Genomic DNA, 19,464 nt, shown 5'->3' with positions numbered 1-19,464 from the left:
AATCAAAAAGAATAAGATAAATAAATTATTTTTGTAAAAATTTTAAATAATTAAATTGGAAATATTTCATGAAAAAAATAATTTTGTTAATTTCATTACTTTTAATGATATCTTGCTCTGAAGAAAATGATGAGCGTTTGCTTAAAGCTAAAGCAAATCTCAATAAGGGTGCATACGAATCTGCGAGGTTGAATTTAGAAAAAGTCATTAAAAATGATTCAACTAACTATGAAGCGTTTGTATTGATGGGAAGATTAGAATTTGCAATGGACAATTTGAAAGAATCACTTGTTTACTATGATATAGCTTTAGAAATTAATCCTGATTATGTTGCAGCTTACAAAGAAAGAGCTAAGTCATACCGTATGCTTGGATTGCTGGATAAGTCCATCAATGATTTATCGAGTATTATCAATATATATCACGATGATGGGTTTATATTTTTGGAACGAGCAAATGTATTTTTTGAGAAAGGAGATATGGATTCTGCATGCCGGGATTGGACTAAGGCAAATGAACTTGGAATAGGAGAAGCGAAAAGAATTTATCAAAAGTTTTGCCAAGAAATGGAAATTCAATAACAATATTTTTATAGCCCATAAATTAGTGTTACTTTTGTATGATATTATTATTAAACTTTGGTTGTTAAATGGATTTTTATTTTCATAATATTAGATTGATTGACCCTGTTGAAAAAATAGATGATTTTTTTAATGTACGAATTAAAGACGGTATTTTTGCCCAAATATCAAAATCTGAATGTGATTTGGATTTAGAAACTCGTAAAATTGATGGTATTAATTTGATTATGACTCCTGGCTTCATCGACATTCACGTTCATCTTCGCGAGCCTGGACAGGAACACAAAGAAACAATCAAAACAGGTACAGCTTCGGCTGCAAACGGTGGTTTTACGGGTGTGGTTTGTATGCCAAACACAAAACCTGATATTGACAATGTTGAAGTAATTGACTACATAAATTCAAAATCAAGGGATTTATTAGTAGATGTATTTATATCTGCCGGAATCACTAAAGGCAGAAAAGGCGATCAGCTCACTGATATGAATGAACTTAGTGAAGCAGGTGTTTTGCTTTTTACAGATGATGGGGCACCTGTAAGCAACAGCAATGTTATGAAACAAGCTTTTGAATACGCTGCCTATAAAGATTTAATACTTTCCCAACATTGTGAAGATACTGAACTTACCGGAAATTTTGTGATGAATGAAAGTGAATTATCAACAACATTGGGATTGGAAGGCTATCCGAGAATCGCTGAGGAGATAATTCTTTTCAGAGATATTCGAATGGCGGATTATTATGGTAACAGGAAATATCATGCACAACACTTAAGTACTATTGGAGCAATAGACTTAGTCCGATATGCAAAATCGAATAATCAAAGAGTATCATGTGAAGTCACGCCTCATCATTTTGTTTTGACTGAAGAAAATATGCGGCAATATAATGCCGATTATAAAATGAATCCACCACTTAGACAACAAATTGACGTTGATGGTATTATTGAGGGAATTAAAGACGGAACAGTTGATTGCATAGCTACTGACCACGCACCACATTCAGAAGTTGAAAAGAATAATGAATTACAAAAAGCACCTAATGGAATAATTGGTCTGGAGACTGCACTTGGACTTTCTATGACATATTTAGTTCATGCCGGTCATATTTCTGTAAATCGTATGATAGAAATGTTGACAAATAACCCAAGAGAAATTTTAGGAATTGCTCAACCAAAAATCAAAACAGGCGAGATCGCTAATGTGACAATATTTAATCCTGATGAAGAATGGACTGTTGATAAAAAGAAGTTTAAATCTAAATCGTCAAACTCACCATTCGAAGGTTTTAAATTGAAAGGTAAGCCTGTGATGTCAATTAATAAAAATCAGTATTTTGAATGCGATCTGTAATTAGTATGAAAAATTTACTTCAGACTATTGAAGCTCAGGATATTGTAGAGAAAGAATCTGAAAAGAAAAGGAAAATTAAATTGATCGAAAAAGCCATTTTGGAAGGCGATACTAAGTTAATACAAACTTTTAAGAAGATGATTAGATAGTTCTTTATAAATAAATTTATAATATATTTTGCAATATAATCTATATTATGTAAACTAACATTTGGATATGACCATAAAGGTATATCCCCCATAATTTGAATATTTTAAATAATTAATGAGATTTTGTTATGAATACTTCGAATAATAATCTAAAGATAATTTTTGCAGCTGGATTGATCTTTCTCGCTGCAGCTTCCAGGCTTTTTCCTGTATTGCCAAATTTCCAACCGATAATGGCAATTGCACTTTTTGCAGGTGCTGTTTTTTCAAGTAACAAATTACTTGGATTTCTAATTCCTGTATCAGCTATGCTATTTAGTGATGTTCTTCTTCATTTTTTCAGTGAGAGTTTATTTGGCTACTATGCCGGTTTTCACTCTTCAATGTGGTCTGTTTATTTAAGTTTTGGTTTGATTGTGCTTTTGGGTATGAAGTTTGCAAGCAATATCAAGCCATTAGCAATATTAGGTACTTCACTTGCATCAGCTATACTTTTTTTTGTAGTAACAAACTTCTCTTCATGGATGTTTGGTCTTGATATTATGAATATGCCATACTCTAAAGATATCACCGGTCTTGTAAGATGTTATACTGAAGCAATACCATTTTTCAGATATACTCTTGAAAGTGTGTTATTATATTCGACTGTACTATTTGGGGCTTACAAATTTGCTGAAACTATATATTTTAAACCAATCACTGTAAAGGCTATTAAATAATTGATATTATAATATATTATATCAATTTATTGACTTTATATAGTGTCGATGTGCAGTAACTATATATTATAATGGTTTAGTGTTTTTTACTTCTTAAAATATGTTGATTTATTAGTTAGTAAATAATCAGGTTGTCAAAAAGGGCAATCTGATTATTTACAAATAAGGGAAATGAGAACTTTAAGAATAATATTAATCATACTCCAAATTTTTATCGTCAATTTAATGTTGACTTTTAATGTATTTGCAGCTAAACCAAATTCTGTTAAAGATTTAGCTGTAATGATAGAAGCATATATTGATAGTAACAATAAGAAAGTTATTCTCAATTGGTCACATGACACTAATACTTATAAGTACATAATTTATAAAAAACTTGTTTCAGATTCTACCTTTGGCTCACCTTATATTGAATTGAACAAAAATATAACTACATTTACTGATAGCCTAAGCCCTGGCACTATATATGAATATCAAATTGAAAGAGATGCATGGGATTATTGGGCATACGGATACATAGCTGTTGGATACGACATCCCGCCTGTTCATTATCACGGAACTTGTCTTATCTTATGTGATGATTCGGTTTATGTTTATTTAGAAGATTTGTTGGATTCACTTAAGTTGAATTTATCGGGTGACGGTTGGAAGCCATTCATTGAGAAAGTACCTAGAACTATTGATTTTAACTCTGAAAATGTTCAATTTACCAAATCTTTAATTGTAAAATTTAAAGATACCCATACTGATTTGAAATCTGTCATTTTAATCGGTAGAGTTGCAGTTCCCTATTCCGGTAGTTTTGCTGTGGACGGTCATTCACCAGACCATGACGGGGCATGGCCCACCGATGTTTTTTATTCAGTATTCGAAGGAAGTTGGACAGATAATATCACTAACATAAAATCTGATAATCCAAGAATAATAAATCTTCCCGGTGACGGGAAATATGACCAAACAATACTAAACGCATCATCATTACTTGAAATCGGAAGAATTGACATGTATAATCTTCCGGCATTTCAGGAAAATGAAATTGAACTTTTAAGAAGATATTTGATTAAAAATCATAATTTCCGAAATTCTGAAATCAAGACTTCTGATAGCACGATTGTTAATGATTTCTTTGGATTGGATTATCGAGAAGGATTTGCAGCATCAGGCTGGATGAACTTTGCACCTGTTTCAGGTATTAATATGATCTCAAATTCACACCTAAGGGATGCAGTCAAAAAAAGAAGCTTTCTTTTGGCTTATGGTTGTGGTGCAGGTAGTTTCAATTCTGTAAGTCAAACTGTTTATACTGATGAGCTTGCCTCCACCCCATTCAATGCTGCTTTTTCACTCTTTTTTGGTTCTTATAACGGTGATTGGGATTCGGAAGATAATGTTTTACGTGCTACTCTTGCTGCTGAGCCTTTCGGACTTGGTACTATGTGGTCAGGAAGACCGTTTTGGTTTTTGCATCATTTAGCTATTGGTTATAATTTAGGATACTCAACAAAGTTAAGTCAGAATGCCCTGCCTGATATTTATCCTGCAGCAAGCCCTTATGCCCGTAGATTTAACCATATTGCTTTGCTCGGTGACCCTACTTTAAGACTTCATTATGTAAAACCTGTTGATTTTGTAATAGCAGAAAAATTCAATGATAGCATTATGATAAATTGGTCAGGCAATTTTAACAAAGATAATGTGAATGGTTATTATGTTTATCGCTCAAATTCAATACATGGCAAATATATACTTCTTAATTCTCAAGCAGTAAAGGATACATTTTATATTGATATTTATCCAAATGCCGGAATTAATCATTATATGATAAGAGTGGAAGATATTCAGTACACGGCATCCGGATCCTATAATAATTTATCCACAGGTAAAATTAGTAATTCAATATTTTTCAATACTGTTACTAACAATAACCTAATCAATATTTTCCCAAATCCTATCTCTGATTATTTGAATTTTATTATCAGTTCTGAAGAAATGACTGATTTTATTGTTACAATTATTGATTTAAATGGAAAGCAGATTTTTAATAAAGAATATAAAAATGTTTTAAATAATCAAGTGTATGAAATTCAATTTCTCGATGAAAACGGAATGAGTTTACCATCAAATATTTATTTGATCAATTTTAAAAGTAACAATTTTAATGTTACTCAAAAGGTGATTAAAATCAATTAATTCAAAAAATAATAAAATAAAAATCAATTTGTAACTTTTAATGCTTTATATTGTTTTAGTATTATATAAAAATGTTTTTTTTTTAGGTGTTTTATGCATAAAGTTGGACTACTTATTTTATTCTTAATTCTCAGTTCATCACTTCTAAATGCTCAGAGATTCAATGTTTCAGAAGTGAATTCTGAAAATTATCCATCAGTCAGCGTTAATTTCTCTGCTTTCAACGCTCAAGGACAATATTACACAAATTTATCCAAAACAGATTTTAAGGTTTTTGATAATGGTTTTGAAATTCCACTGGAATTATATGAACTTACTTGTACAAATAATTCACCTGTTAATGCAGTTTTGGTTTTAGACAGAAGTACATCTATGACTGAGAAATATGAGGGTGAAACACTATGGCAATGGGTTCTTGAAGGTGCAACTTCTTTTATAGATAATTTCGCTTTTGGCGACAGCTCAACTATAGCTATAACAGCCTTTTCAGGAGTTTCCATATTAGTCTGTGATTTCACTAATAATAAAAAAGAATTGATAGATTCTCTCTATGCATTGCCAAATCCTTATGGTTCAACTAATTTCAACGGTCCTTTTTTCGATGAAAAGGCTGGTGCTTTAAATTTGTTAAAAACGCGTCCTGCACATCACCGAAGGGCTATTGTGTTCCTTTCAGATGGTGAGCACGAACTAGGTGTCCAATTAAGACGGGAAGAAATACTGAAAAATTTAAATGAATTAAATATTCGCTTCTACGGTATTACATTAATGTACGAGAATAGTCCTGACCTGCCTTATTGGTCGCTCAACACAGCAGGAAAAAGCGTTTTTGTTAATTCTAAATCAGCTTTAAATAACATTTACAAAACTTTTGCCTCTGATTTACAAATGACTGTACAATGTAATTTATCTTGGATTAGTCCCGAAATATGTGATATAAGTGAAACATTTAGAAAAGCTGAAATTTGGTTTTTAGTTCATGATGATCGAGTTACAAGAGAATATACTGCACCTGAAGAAGCGATTGTTTATATTGATAAAAGCGAGGAAATTTACAACTTTGGTGACCCTCCTATTGGACAGACTTCTCAGCGTGATGTAATAATTACTCCAAGGGTAAGGTCCTTGAGAGTACTAAATATTGAGGTCTCCCCCGCCGAATATTTTGAAATTGTTGATTATGGTCAGGGACCCGGAAATGTTCCTGCATATCCTTTTCTCATTCCCGAAGGTATTGCAAGAACAATTAAGATTCGTTATACTCCTCAGAACGAACGGAAATACAGACAAGCTACGCTTATGATAAATGGTGAACCGTGCCCTATTGAAATTCCTTTACATGGTGGTTATCAGCAAATAAATGTTGATACACCAGTTGATGCAGAAATAATCTCCAGATGCGATACTGTTGAAATTTCTTGGAGCGGCGTTCCTGCAAATGTGCAGGTTGACCTTTATTATTCAACTGATGGTGGCAATAGATGGAATGTAATCAGAGAAAAAGCTACTGGTAATAAATATTCTTGGTTTACTAATTTTACTTCAGACAAGATATTAGTAAAAGCCAAAGTTTCAGACCAGTTTGGGTATGACTTTATACGCTCTTATGGTGGAGCAGGTGATGAATTTGTTACTTCTGTAGCAGTTCAGAGCAACGGACTTTATTATATTGCTTCCGGATATTTCAAAGGCTCATTAAATATTGCCGGAAAAAATTTCAATGAATCGGGTCTGGAAGATTTCTTTGTTGCAAAATTTGATTTGGATGGGAATCCTGTCTGGGTTAATGTTGCCGGTGCAAGACAAAGTAATGACAGAGCAAACGGTTTGGCATTAGACCGCAGAGGATTTATATATGTAACAGGCTTTGCTTATAGTGGAATAAGATTCGGAAACATCGCTCCATCTCTTGAAATGCCAGATAAGAAATATATGTTTTTGGCAAAATATAGTCCGACAGGCCAATATCTCAATTCTACTTTTGTAGGTGCATCTACTTTTTTCAATATATTTGAAGCTGAAGGTTCAAGAATTAAAGTAGTGCAGATTTTAGGACAGCAAACAAAGATTGTTGTAATTGGTAAATACAAAGGCACCTTCACAAATCTCCAATTAAATAAAACCCTTCCTGATTCAGACGGAGCTGAACTACCTTTCACAGCTGTTTTTGATGAAAATTTGAATATGATAGACCTGATAGCTGGTGTACCTGATAATAACAATTTCTCTGATTTGATTTCTAATCATATTCCATCAGGAACAATCTATACAGCAGGTAATTTTTCAGGAAATACTAATGTTCAGGGACAACAACTTAGTTCATCTGGATTGTCAGATTTCTGGTTTACAAAATATGCGAGAAATCCAATTAGTCAGGATATTACAGAAGAATTTGAAGTTCTGAGACCTACTGCAGCTTTTTCAACTATGGAATATAATTTTGGTCCAGTTGTCTTCGGTGATGAAACCGAACAACTTGTTGATGGATTAATAACTAATGTTGGAAAATTGCCTTATACTATAACAAGATATACAATAAGAGATGCTCAAAATGCTAATATGGTTGACTTCAGAGTTATTGATGAAATCGTAGGCATGACATTAAATCCCGGAGAGAGTATTGATATAACTTTGTGGTTCAAACCTGGTGGTTTGAACGAAAGAAGAGCTGTTCTTACTCTTTATGGAGATTGTGCTGATAATATTACACTCAGTTTAGTAGGCAATGGAGTATGTGGTGGTACAGCACTTGAAGAATATGATTTTGGCGATGTTAATTTGAATAAGCAAAAGATGGATACACTTATTTGTGTTTTTCAAAATATTAGTGAATCACCTACGATTATATCGCCTCAAATTCGAGGACTTCATATTACAGATTTCCTCAGAATTCTGCCAGACTATGTCAAAGCTAAGGAAGTCAATGGTAGAATTACAGTTGGATCTGGTGAATGTATTGATATAATTGTAATATTTGAACCAAAGTCTTTGGGATTACGAGAAGCTGAATTGAATTTCTTTGTTCAGGCTCCATGCAAAAATTCAATAACAAAATTATATGGTACCGGTATAACTTCCGATGTTGGAATCACATCACATGACTGGGGTCAGCAAAGGATTCGAGGAAATTATACTGCACAAGTTGAAATTATTAACAACAGCAATGTCGCTGAAATGATTGAAAATATTCAATTTGAAAATGGAAATATCGGCAATATTTTTGGATTCACCAGCCCAGGTAATTTCCCTTTATTGATTCCAGCAAATGGTGAAATAAAAATGAACGTCTCTTTCAGACCACAGGAAGAGATTGATTATTCAGAACAAATCTTAGTGTTTTTGGGCTCAAGAGAAGAGCCAATTGTTTCCTACTTAACAGGTACCGGCTTTCTTCCTAAACTTACGACTTCTGTCAGTTGCGGCGAGCAGGTAAATGTAGGTGAAACTGCCCTTGGAAGTATTACTATCAATAATCCGAGCAGTTCATCTGTTCTCACAGTTGAATCAATTACAATTGAAAATGATGATGAATTTGAATTTTTACCCGGTACAGTTACAAGTAATTTGACAATTGATAAGGAAGGCTCATTAACTATCCCTGTAATTTTCAAACCTATATCAGGTGGCGATAATACTGATAACTTCATCATTTTAGCCGATGATTATGACGGTAGTTTTATGGATGAATGGAATACTACAATTGTCCCAATTGTTTGTGATGGTTTAGATGCTGAAATTACTAACCCTCTTGATTTTGGTAATCTTCTGGTATGTACTGAACGTTCTTTACCGATCACTATATTAAACAAGAGCCGTGATACAGACTTAATAATAAGACTCAGCGAAATGGTAATAACCGGAAGTGGTTCAAATGAGTTTGAACTTCCTTCTCTAGGAGACAGAACTTTAAAAGGTGGTGAAAGCTTCACATTTGATGTAAATTTCAAACCTCAAAATAAAGGCAATTTTGATGTTGAACTTATCGTACCAAATTCTATGTCTGCTCCATTTAAAGTACCAATTTCCGGAAAGTCCTTGGGTATAGAATTAGAAAGTGCCGTTAAGGAGATAACAATGACTATTGGTGAGAAATTCAGATATTCACTTATGGCTAAATTGCCTCAAACATATTCAGGATTCATAAATAATATTAAAATCACATTTTCTGCTGACCCAAGTGTACTCGGCATAATGCAAAACTCTATCAGAAAAGGTGCTCAGATTGGCAATGAATTCAGTTGGTCAGATATAGTATCACTTGGAAACGGATACTTTGAAGTTACAGGTAGTGGGGCTTTGAGAGATAATCAAATTCTGGAAATAATGAATTTTGAGATTCAAACTTATCTGAATGATAAACATAGAACACTTTTAGCTGCTGAAATTGATTATGGTTGCACAACCGACCTTTATGAGTTAACAATTTTCAATACAAATGAAGTTTGTTTAAATGATAATCGAATTATCCAAATGTCCGGTCATAAATTTGGAATGACAGTTCCAAAACCTAATCCTGCAGGAGATTCCTTTGAATTTACTTATACTGTGGCATTTGATGTTGAGACTGATATCGCGATAATTAATGCTTATGGTGAAGTAATCAGAACCATATCCAGAGGTGAAGCTAAAGCAGGAGTCTATACATTATCTGTCCCAACAAATGAGATAAATTCAGGTGCTTATATGATTAAAATGGTTTCCGGACCCTTTATTGAAGCACAATCCTTGATGATAGTTAAGTAATTTTATTGCATTTCTTATATGTGGCTTTGTGATATCTATTGATGAATGATTTTTAGAAGGGCGAACTTGAGAGTTCGCCTTTTTTTAATTGCAATATTAATCCGATTAATAATTAAGGCAGATTATATCCAAAGTGAAAAAATTCGTTGAAATTTTCAAATAAATTGAGATAGAATCAAATAAAATTGTAACTTTTTTGTTTAATTTGTTTTATAGAATTAATTAGATATTAACAAAATAATTATTTGGTGAATTATGAAACTTTATACTTTGAAGTCACTAACTGTAAACTTCATTATCTGTCTGATTTTAGTTACATTCTTTTCAAACATTGAAACGAAATCACAGGATTTGTTTGGAATGCTTCCAATTGGTCCAACAAGTTATGTTACAGCTGGCACAGTAAGTCCAACCGGTGATATTTATATTGCAGTTTGGGGAACAGGTGTATTTCGTTCAAATAGTCAGGGAAGCACCTGGACTCCACTTCTGAATGGCTTGACAAATTTCAATTTTACAGGAATTGCAATTATTTCATCAAGCGAAATTTTATTAACTACTCAGGGTGGAGGTGTTTTTAAAACAACTTCACTTACGAATGTAGTTTGGAAAGAAGCAAATAACGGATTGAACAATCTTGATGTTCGTACAGTCAAAAGACTTCCAAATGGCAATATTTTATTAGGCTCTTATGGAAACGGCATATACTTGTCAACCGACAAAGGAGAAACTTGGGTTGAATCAAGCAAGGGACTACTTTATAAAGATGTAACTTCAATAGAAGTTGCTGATAATGGCTGGATAGTAGCCGGAACATACGGAGGCGGTATTTTTCAATCCCGTGATGGTGCCAAAACATGGTCAAGACAAAGTTCTGGCCTGAAAAATCTATTTATAAATGAAATTAAGATTAATGATTTTGATTATTTATACGCAGCTACAAACGGTAGAGGTGTTTATTATTCAGTAAATGATGGTATAGCCTGGGCTGAGCTTGACACATTTATGACCAGGCCATTAAAAATTGACCCCGTTCCTCTTCCTGACTTGAATGCCACTACCATTACTTTTAATGATAGTTTCCACCCTGTATTTGGTAGCAGATATGGTGGAATTTACGCTGATGATCAGTTTGAAGATTATACTTGGGTGCCAACAAATACGAGGGGCAAGGGAGTTAATCTTTTATTAAGAGATAAGGATAGTTTATACGGTTTTTTCCCAAGTATGCCCCCAAGGAAAAGTGCAGGTTCAAACGAAATATGGAGAGAAAGAGCAAAAGAGCAATTTGAACCAATGATACAATTTACAAATGTTATTTCAATGAAAGAAAAGGAATTAGTAGCATACTCGAATAATATCGTAAAAAAATCTACTGATGAAGGTAAAACATGGTCCTTTGTAGCACCAACGATTGCCAGAATTAATAAAATTGCTGTTGACTCTTCAGGATTTTATTATGCTGCAACTGAAAAAGGGTTATTTGCAGCAGACCCTTCATTAAGTTCATGGAATCCTATAAAAAGTCTTGATACGAATGTTTTGGATGTTGAAATCTCACCAAGCGGTACGAAATTTATAGCAACACACTTTTTCCTTGAACGTGAAATGCAGGAACCTATTGATATCAGAAAAGTATGGTACAATCGTAGCGGATCAAATTGGGTTGAAGCTCCATTATTGTTTGATTTGAAAGTTCCCAGACCTCATGAAATTGGTGTTAACTACAATGGAAACATTTATGTTGCTGCCGGTAATGTTATGTTTTATTCGACAAATGATGGTGAAACATGGGCTTCTTCAGGATTGATGCAAACTTTTGTTTCCTCTATTGGATTTTTTAGAGATAATACTGTGATTGTTGGGACTACGGGTGCAGGATTATACAAGTCTGTCACAGTAAATTCTTTTGTCAGGATAAATGAATTTCCGGCGAATTCAATTTCAACAGTTTATATTGACAAGAACAATATAATGTATATTTCCGGCGAGAATGTTCTTATTGATGCAGCTTTTGCGTTTGTTGAAGCAACATATATTTCTAAAGACTTAGGTGAAACCTTTACTAATATAAATAATAGTTTCAACGGAGAAAAGGTGATGTCCTTTACTGTCAATAATGCTGAAGATATGTATATGTCAACTGTCTCAGGGATGATTTACAGAGCTATCAGCAAGAAAAATCTTCGCATACCTATATTGGTTAATCAGGAAGATAAAGCAAAAGATGTAGATACTGGAGCAGAATTCAAATGGACATCATCTCAGAGAGCAGAGCTTTATCAACTTCAAATCTCTTATGAGCAGGATTTTGCATACGTTTGGGAAAGTGTTACTCAAAGAGATACAATGCATTTGCTTCATGGTTCCTTACTTCCAAATACAAAATATTACTGGAGGGTTCGTTCAAAAAATCATGAAGCTGTAAGTGATTGGTCTGAAGTTCGTACATTTTATTCAAAACTTTCGCCACCTGAATTGATATCACCTGACGATAAAGAAATTAATATAGCTGTATATGCACCATTAGTGTGGCATAAAGCTGACGGTGCAACAAATTACAGTATTCAATTATCTAAATCACAAAATTTCAACGATATTGAATTTGAATGGTCTTCGGATGATACTACTACAACCTCTCCCCTTTTAGATGGTAGAACCAAATATTACTGGAGAGTTAAAGCTTTGAATGACATTTCGTCAAGTGACTGGTCAGTTATTTGGTCATTTGAAACAGTTTTTGGACCACCAAGACTTCTTTTACCGGCTCATTTATCTTATGGAATAGAAATAAACCCGGAAATGATATGGGAAAAAGCAACCGAAGTAACTGAATACGATATTCAGATTGCTTCAGATCTTGAATTTAAAACAGTTGTCTTTGAAAAATCAAATGTTATGTCAACCGGCATCATTTCAACAGAACTTAATTATGATACACAATATTATTGGAGAGTACGCTCACGTAATGGTCAGGTAGTAAGTGAATGGTCATTGGTTTATCATTTTAGAACCGGCTATTCGCCTGTGCTTTTAACAAGTCCTGCACATGAGTCAGTCAATGTTGTAATTAACACAATTTTCAATTGGCAACAGCACGAGACTCAAAACAATTACGAATTGGAAGTTTCAAAGACTGAAGATTTCCAAAATAATGTAATATTTGAAGACATTATAAATCAAACTGACTTTACAGCCGGAAATTTAGAATCTTATGAGAATTATTTCTGGAGAGCTAGAGTAATTTCAGATGTAAACTCTGGTATTTGGTCTAATGTTTATAAATTCAAAACAAAAGTAGATAAGATTGGTTTGCGCTTCCCTGCAGATTTATCAGATAATCATCCTGTAGCTGTGAGGTTTATCTGGCTTGCTACAAAGGGTGCACAGACTTATCACTTACAGATAGCTAATGACCAATCATTCAATGATTTGATTTTCTCTCAGGATACAGTCAGTAGTCTATCTCATGAATTTACTCAGTTAGTGCCTGCATCAACTTATTTTTGGAGAGTTAGAGCTGTATCTCCGGAAGGTGTTGGAGATTGGTCAGAAGTATGGCAGTTTACAACAGGCAACAATATCCCAATTCTTGTTGCTCCTGAAAATGGAAAAACAGATGTTATTGTTCCTGTGAAATTTGAATGGAATACAGTAACAGATGCTATTAAATATGAAATAAATATTTCCGAGCAACCTGATTTCACCTCGATGGCTCATTTCAACTCTGATATTAATGCGATTTTCTATATTAGTTCAGAATTACAATATCCTAAGACATATTACTGGAGAATTAGAGCTAATACACCTGAAGGTAATTCTCCATGGTCTCAGACATGGATGTTTGGAACTAAAGACCCTAACAGCGTTAATGAAATCAAAATTTCGGGCTCTATGATTTATCCAAATCCTTCCCGGAATATTGTTCTGATTAATTTTGAAAGGATTTTTGCGGAATTACAGAAAATCGAAATTTCTGATATGACAGGAAAAGTAATAGAAATATCCAATGTAAATTATTCAAATGGATTAATGGAACTTGATTTTAGTAATGTTAATACTGGCGTTTATTTCATAAAAGTAATCTCTGGAAGTAATATCTATTCAGGTGAAGTTGTAATTCAAAAGTAATATCATTCTTCACATAAATTTAAATCCCCTGAATAGGTTTTGATTACTATTCAGGGGATTTTGGTTTTTATACATTTTTTGGATTTAGCAATATCAACCTATATTAAATATTTTTTTCGAAATTTCACGCATTTGAGTTAAATTTTTCAAATTAAGTTTTGAGTAAATATTTTTTCTATGAGTACTTACTGTATAAATACTAATATTCAATTTATTAGCTATTTCTTGAGAATTCAGGTTTTTTCCTACGAGTTCAAATATTTCTTGTTCTCTAGAAGATAAGCACTCTAACATAGATTTATTTATTTCGAGATAATCATTATGAAAGCCATTACTTAATCCATTATTTATATTTTTACTCAATATAATTGAATTATTTTTAGGAATATTCAATAAATAGGAACTATGATTTTTACTTGAGTATTCCACTAAGTCGTCATAAATCATATCAATTATTCTCTGATTGAAATATTTAGAACCATTCAAAATCAACTTAACTGATTTAAAAAGTTCATCTTTTGATACATCCTTAAATTGATAACCGTCTATTCTATATGAAATAGCTTTATATATAATTGATTTCTCACAGTAAATTGATAAAAACATAAATTTTGTATCAGGATATTTACTTTTTATTGCTTTTAATGCATAAAATCCGTCTAAATTAGGCATTATAATATCGCACAAAACTAAATCAAAATAAGAATTTTCCATCATCTCCAAAGCTGATTTAACTGTGGTTGCTGTACTTATATCAAAACTCAAGGGCAAGTCTCTTAAAAGAGCCTTTATACCTAAAGCAGAAAGTTCAAAGTCATCAATTATTAATATTTTATATATTTTATCCATAACTATTAATTCCTTTTTATACAAAAATAACAAAATTTATTGAAATAATACCTAATATATTTTTGTTGTAATACTTAAAATTAATAATAATAATAATAATATCAATTAAATAATAAAAATAAATCATATTAGGTATATATATTTTAAATAATTATTTGTTTATGTGAAATTTATTACTTATTTTTGAATTGTAGTAGCTACCTATTATATCATTTATTAGGTTGTTCATTTCAATTAAATAATTTAAGAGGCTTTCTGTGATGAAAAAAACAATTCAATTATCAATCATTATGGTAATTTTGACCATAATATTAGCATGCGAGAATTCATCAGATCATTCATTGATTAATGATCCCGGTGAAACAAAAGATTACATTGTTACAATTTCTAATAATTCAGAGATACTTCAAAGTGCAAATCAAAGTGAGTCAATATTAGAAGAAATTTTTGAGTTTCATTCCATTGAACCAACGTCAGTATTTTTTGTATATAATACTGTTATTTTAGGATTTGCAGCAGAACTTAATAATGAACAGTTAAATTCTTTACTAAATGACAAAAGAATTTCAAATATTGAGGAAGATTTGGAGTTTTTAATCAATGTAGTAAATAATTTAGAAGAAAATGATAGTGACGAAATGCAAACTCAAAATATTCCATGGGGAATCAATGCAGTAGGTAGTTTTGTCAATTCCGGTTCATCAACAGGAGTTGCCTGGGTTGTTGATACTGGTATAGATTTGACTCACCCTGATTTAAATGTAAGTACTGATTTAAGTCGTACATTTGTTAGATCAGGTGCTGATGCTTTATCACCAAACGATGGTAATAGTCATGGTTCTCATGTAGCAGGAACAATTGCAGCTTTAAACAATAATTTTGGTGTTGTTGGAGTATGTGCAGGCGCTGAACTTGTTGCAATTAAAGTTTTCAACTCAAGAGGTAGCGGAACAGCATCTCAGATTATTGCAGGGCTTGACTATATTGGAAAAAATTTAAAGTCTGATAGAATCAATGTTGTGAATATGAGTCTTGGTGGTTCAGCATCAACAACATTGGATAATGCTGTTGTATCCCTTGCTTCTAAGGGAGCTTATATTGTAATTGCAGCAGGAAATTCTTCAATGAGTGCAACTAATTTCTCCCCGGCAAGAGTGAATGCTGAAAATGTTTTTACAATCTCAGCTTATGATTCAAAAGGGAAATTCGCAACTTTCTCAAATTATGGCAATCCGCCTATAGATTTTGCTGCACCAGGAGTAAGTATATATTCTACTTCAAAATCAGGCAAATATTCAACCAAATCCGGTACATCAATGGCAGCGCCACATGTAGCAGGTATATTACTGGCTAATAATGGAGCAATTAATTGGTCAGGTTATGTTACTTCTGATAAAGACAATAACCCTGATAAGAAAGCAGTAAGATAATTATATATAAAAATTAAATTAATAAAGCCATCCAATATTGATAATTTTGGATGGCTTTAAAATTTTAGTTGAACGAATATTATTTCAGTTTATTTATAGCATCATCAACAGCAGCAAGAACGGGTTTTGCTGAAAGTGCTTCTGAGACGGCTTTAATCATCCAGTCTTTGGGTGTAACCCGACCGATAGTAGTCATTCTCTCAATTTCTGTTCCGAATTGTTTGCCTTTGATTTTCTGTTCTATCTGAAACTCAATCAAATGTCCGATTGGATATGCAGATAAATAAAGCGGATAACTAATCATATGTGAATAAATAGCAAGAATTTCCTGGTCTCTTATTCCAAAAACATCGGCATAATATTTATTCCAAACATCTTTAGCTATTGAAACAACTGCTTCCCGAAGCTGAGAAGGAGTTGCTTTTGGATTAGAATAAAGCCATTTCCAAACATACATATCAACTAAGGCAACACCCATAATTTCATAAGAAGACCAAAAAACATCAAGAGCGTGCAGAAATTCAGCATTTGGGTCAGGATTCTTTATTCCAAGAACATTTAAATCTCTTTGCTGAAAAATAAATGCCATAGCTTCTGTGAATGCAGTATTTGGAACACCAGCAATCATATATTCAGGTACATCATAAAGCGAAAATGTCTGTTCAACGTTATGTCCGAATTCGTGCATTGCGATATTATAACCTTTGTAATCCATTCCTGATTTACCAATTCTAGAACGTAGCCGAGCTTTTTCACCTTTCATTTGAGCACCCCAGGCGTGACCGGCACCACGAGAAGCATCAACCAATATTTTATCTGCAAGATAATTTGAACGCTCACTTGTAAAACCAAGTTTGAATAAAATATTAGGTAAATCCTTTTCAAATGCTTTATTATCAGGATACTTTGCCATTGTAATCTTACTCAAATCTTCATCAGGGATGGCGTTTCTTGATTTAAATCCATCATACCAGATATCAAAAGGTTCAAGATTGCGTCCAAGCCTTTGTTTAATCAAATTTCCAACTTTTTTGGTTTGCTCTGATGAAATCAACTCAATAAATAATTTCTCTACATCTTCAAACGGCATTTCCATATCCTGATTGAATTTGCGGTCAATATATGTTGGATAAAATGGATTAAATGCATCCATTGCTGAGAGCTGTTTAAAATTATCCAGTAAATATTTATATCTTGTATCAGGTTCTCTTGCAGATTCAATTTCAATTTCACCATCTGCAATTTTATTTGATACAGGATTCCATCTAATATCAGGGTTATTTATAACATCTTCTGGAATTTCCTGATTAATGATCCTTTTCATAATGTTGAAAATGATTCTTTGTTTATCAAGACCGCTTTCAGATTTATAGTTAGATTTAAGTTCATCTCTTAAATTCCAATGAGATATAAGTTTCATATCTGCAGGGAAAACGGCTTTTCCTTCCGGGTCAATAATATTTCCCATATAAATGTTGTAATTTGCAATATAATGGTCGCATTGGTTGTTCAACTCAGCAAATTGCATCATCAAATCAGCAGGAACACGTGAAGAGAATATATCTCCAATCCTTGCATAAGCCCACTGTTTTGGTGTCCAATCTTTACTTATAGTATTTTTTTCATCAAGACTGTAATGAGGGAAGTTAAGAAGAATATAAAATGCAATTTTATTTTTGAATAAATCAGTCAGCATATTCGAAGAAGGTTCGTATCCTCCAAACATTAAATCTAAGGGTGAAACTTCTCCTTCATCAATATGCAAAGCAAATTTGAGACTCAAACTAATTTTATTAAAGTGTCCGTTCAGTACTTCAAAATTATTCTGCAACGTCACAAATGCTTTCTCCAAATCTTCTTGCGAATTGATGAAATTCTGGATGCAGAATTCAGCGAATTCACTTTCAGTACCATCTTCGAAGCGCCAAAATTCTGCTGCCTGTCTTACACCCTTTTCAATTCTAATATTGTCAGGTACTTCAAAATTTAATTGGATTTCTTTGATAGTTTTTTCTATTGTCAATTCGGTCACGTACTTCTTATGTCCTTTGGTTTCCAACTGTTCCTCTGCCAACTTCTTTTCCATACCACATGAAATTAATAATAATGCAAATAACAAAAAATAATACTTAGTCATTTTTCTTTTTCCTAAAATTGTAAACAAAATACCTACAAAATTAAGTAATTTTTGAATGACAAAAGAATTATTTTAATTTTTAATTTTTTCTAAAATTTCAAATATTGAACTGAATTCATCAAGAATTGTAATATTGTTCGTGAAATCAACAAGACTTTTTGAAACATATCTGGAACCGATGATTATTTTTATAGTTGGTAAATACTCGTTAAGAGTTAAAAGTTCGGTCTTAATTTGTGAATCATTCACTGGAAATACTATACTCATTGCAATTGCTTTGGCGTTAGTTTTTTTCGCTGCAAATGCAATATCTTCTGCAGGAAGGTCTATTCCAAGATATACAACTTTCCAACCTGAAGATGCAATCAACACCGAAGCTATCAGAGCACCTATTTCGTGCCTCTGCCCTGCCGGTGTACAAACAATGATTGCGGGTGAATTATCGTTTGGAACTTCTGTCTCTCTCATCCTTGATAATACACCTGTTATTATTGATGATGCAAAATGCTCCTGAGATATTCTGAAACTTCCTTCTTTCCATCTTATGCCTATTTGTTCTACAAGTGGTATTAAGATATTCTGAAGAAATGCAGGTTTGCTAAACTCAATCATAGCATCATCAAGAAGACCCCTGAAACCTGAATGGTCAAAATTTTTGATACATTCCATTGCTTTTGAGAAATCAAAGCCCGTACTATTTGAGACTCCAATAGAAGAATTAATTGACTGGTTAAGCAATTTCATCAGTTCATCTTTAGATAAACTGAATATGTTACCTATCTTAAATCCCGATTGAGTAGCCATCGCAAGAAGCGATAGCTTTTCGATTTCTTCATCTGAATAAAGCCGACGCTTTGTTTCAGTTCTTTCAGGATTCAAAAAACTATAGCGTTGCTCCCAAGCCCTGATTGTATTCTTAGTGAGGCCTGTTTTTTTGGAAGCTATATCAATATTATATTTTATGTTATCTTTCATAATACAAAAATACAAATTTTATACAATATCTCAACATAAAAAATTAACTGTATAAAAATTTTATATAAAATTTATATTATTTATACAATAATATTTCAATTTAATTGTTTTATACTTTGTAACAGTAAGCAAAATATTAAAATATTAATATTAATTGCTATTTTAAATATTATACGAATATTATACATTTTACTTAATTAATTATACA

11 protein-coding genes are annotated in these 19,464 nt (G+C 32.6%); 8 read left to right on the top strand and 3 right to left on the bottom strand.

Annotated elements, in window-relative coordinates; all coding sequences use genetic code 11:
- The first annotated feature begins 68 nt into the window (after positions 1-68).
- From KF896_03195 to KF896_03165, 7 genes are all read left to right on the top strand, one after another.
- Positions 69-581 (top strand): hypothetical protein, encoded by a 513-nt coding sequence (locus KF896_03195; protein MBX3042700.1) that lies wholly within the window; start codon positions 69-71, stop codon positions 579-581.
- Positions 582-649: 68 nt separating this feature from the next.
- Entirely contained in the window at positions 650-1,933 is a 1,284-nt protein-coding gene (locus KF896_03190; protein ID MBX3042699.1) for a dihydroorotase, read from the top strand.
- Between the two features lie 5 nt (positions 1,934-1,938).
- Positions 1,939-2,082 (top strand): hypothetical protein, encoded by a 144-nt coding sequence (locus KF896_03185; GenBank protein ID MBX3042698.1) that lies wholly within the window; start codon positions 1,939-1,941, stop codon positions 2,080-2,082.
- A gap of 128 nt (positions 2,083-2,210) precedes the next feature.
- Positions 2,211-2,801, top strand: coding sequence for a hypothetical protein (locus tag KF896_03180; GenBank protein MBX3042697.1), 591 nt, complete (start codon positions 2,211-2,213; stop codon positions 2,799-2,801).
- A 225-nt stretch (positions 2,802-3,026) separates the two neighbouring features.
- Positions 3,027-4,991 carry a T9SS type A sorting domain-containing protein gene (locus KF896_03175; GenBank protein MBX3042696.1) on the top strand — a complete coding sequence of 655 codons (1,965 nt, stop codon included), beginning with the start codon at positions 3,027-3,029 and terminating at the stop codon, positions 4,989-4,991.
- A gap of 93 nt (positions 4,992-5,084) precedes the next feature.
- Complete coding sequence (locus KF896_03170; GenBank protein MBX3042695.1) at positions 5,085-9,734, top strand: choice-of-anchor D domain-containing protein; 4,650 nt, start codon at positions 5,085-5,087, stop codon at positions 9,732-9,734.
- A 255-nt stretch (positions 9,735-9,989) separates the two neighbouring features.
- Positions 9,990-13,865 carry a T9SS type A sorting domain-containing protein gene (locus KF896_03165; GenBank protein ID MBX3042694.1) on the top strand — a complete coding sequence of 1,292 codons (3,876 nt, stop codon included), beginning with the start codon at positions 9,990-9,992 and terminating at the stop codon, positions 13,863-13,865.
- A 93-nt stretch (positions 13,866-13,958) separates the two neighbouring features.
- Here KF896_03165 and KF896_03160 read toward each other — a convergent pair whose 3' ends face one another.
- The gene (locus KF896_03160) at positions 13,959-14,714 is read right to left on the bottom strand and encodes a response regulator transcription factor (protein MBX3042693.1); all 756 of its coding nucleotides are present in this window, start codon (positions 14,712-14,714) and stop codon (positions 13,959-13,961) included.
- Between the two features lie 260 nt (positions 14,715-14,974).
- On the opposite strand from KF896_03160, the gene KF896_03155 reads away from it, so the two are divergent.
- Positions 14,975-16,144: a S8 family serine peptidase gene (locus tag KF896_03155; GenBank protein ID MBX3042692.1), complete on the top strand. Its 1,170-nt coding sequence runs from the start codon at positions 14,975-14,977 to the stop codon at positions 16,142-16,144.
- A 79-nt stretch (positions 16,145-16,223) separates the two neighbouring features.
- Here the strand turns inward: KF896_03155 and KF896_03150 are convergent, their stop codons facing one another.
- Both KF896_03150 and KF896_03145 read right to left on the bottom strand, forming a co-directional pair.
- Entirely contained in the window at positions 16,224-18,281 is a 2,058-nt protein-coding gene (locus KF896_03150; GenBank protein MBX3042691.1) for a hypothetical protein, read from the bottom strand.
- A 72-nt stretch (positions 18,282-18,353) separates the two neighbouring features.
- Positions 18,354-19,256, bottom strand: coding sequence for a MerR family transcriptional regulator (locus KF896_03145; GenBank protein MBX3042690.1), 903 nt, complete (start codon positions 19,254-19,256; stop codon positions 18,354-18,356).
- Positions 19,257-19,464: the final 208 nt, after the last annotated feature.

The organism is Ignavibacteriota bacterium (assembly GCA_019637995.1).
Taxonomy (GTDB): domain Bacteria; phylum Bacteroidota; class Ignavibacteria; order Kapaibacteriales; family UBA2268; genus JANJTB01.
Note: the sequence above shows the minus strand (reverse complement) of the source record. Positions and strands in the feature narration are given on the sequence as shown.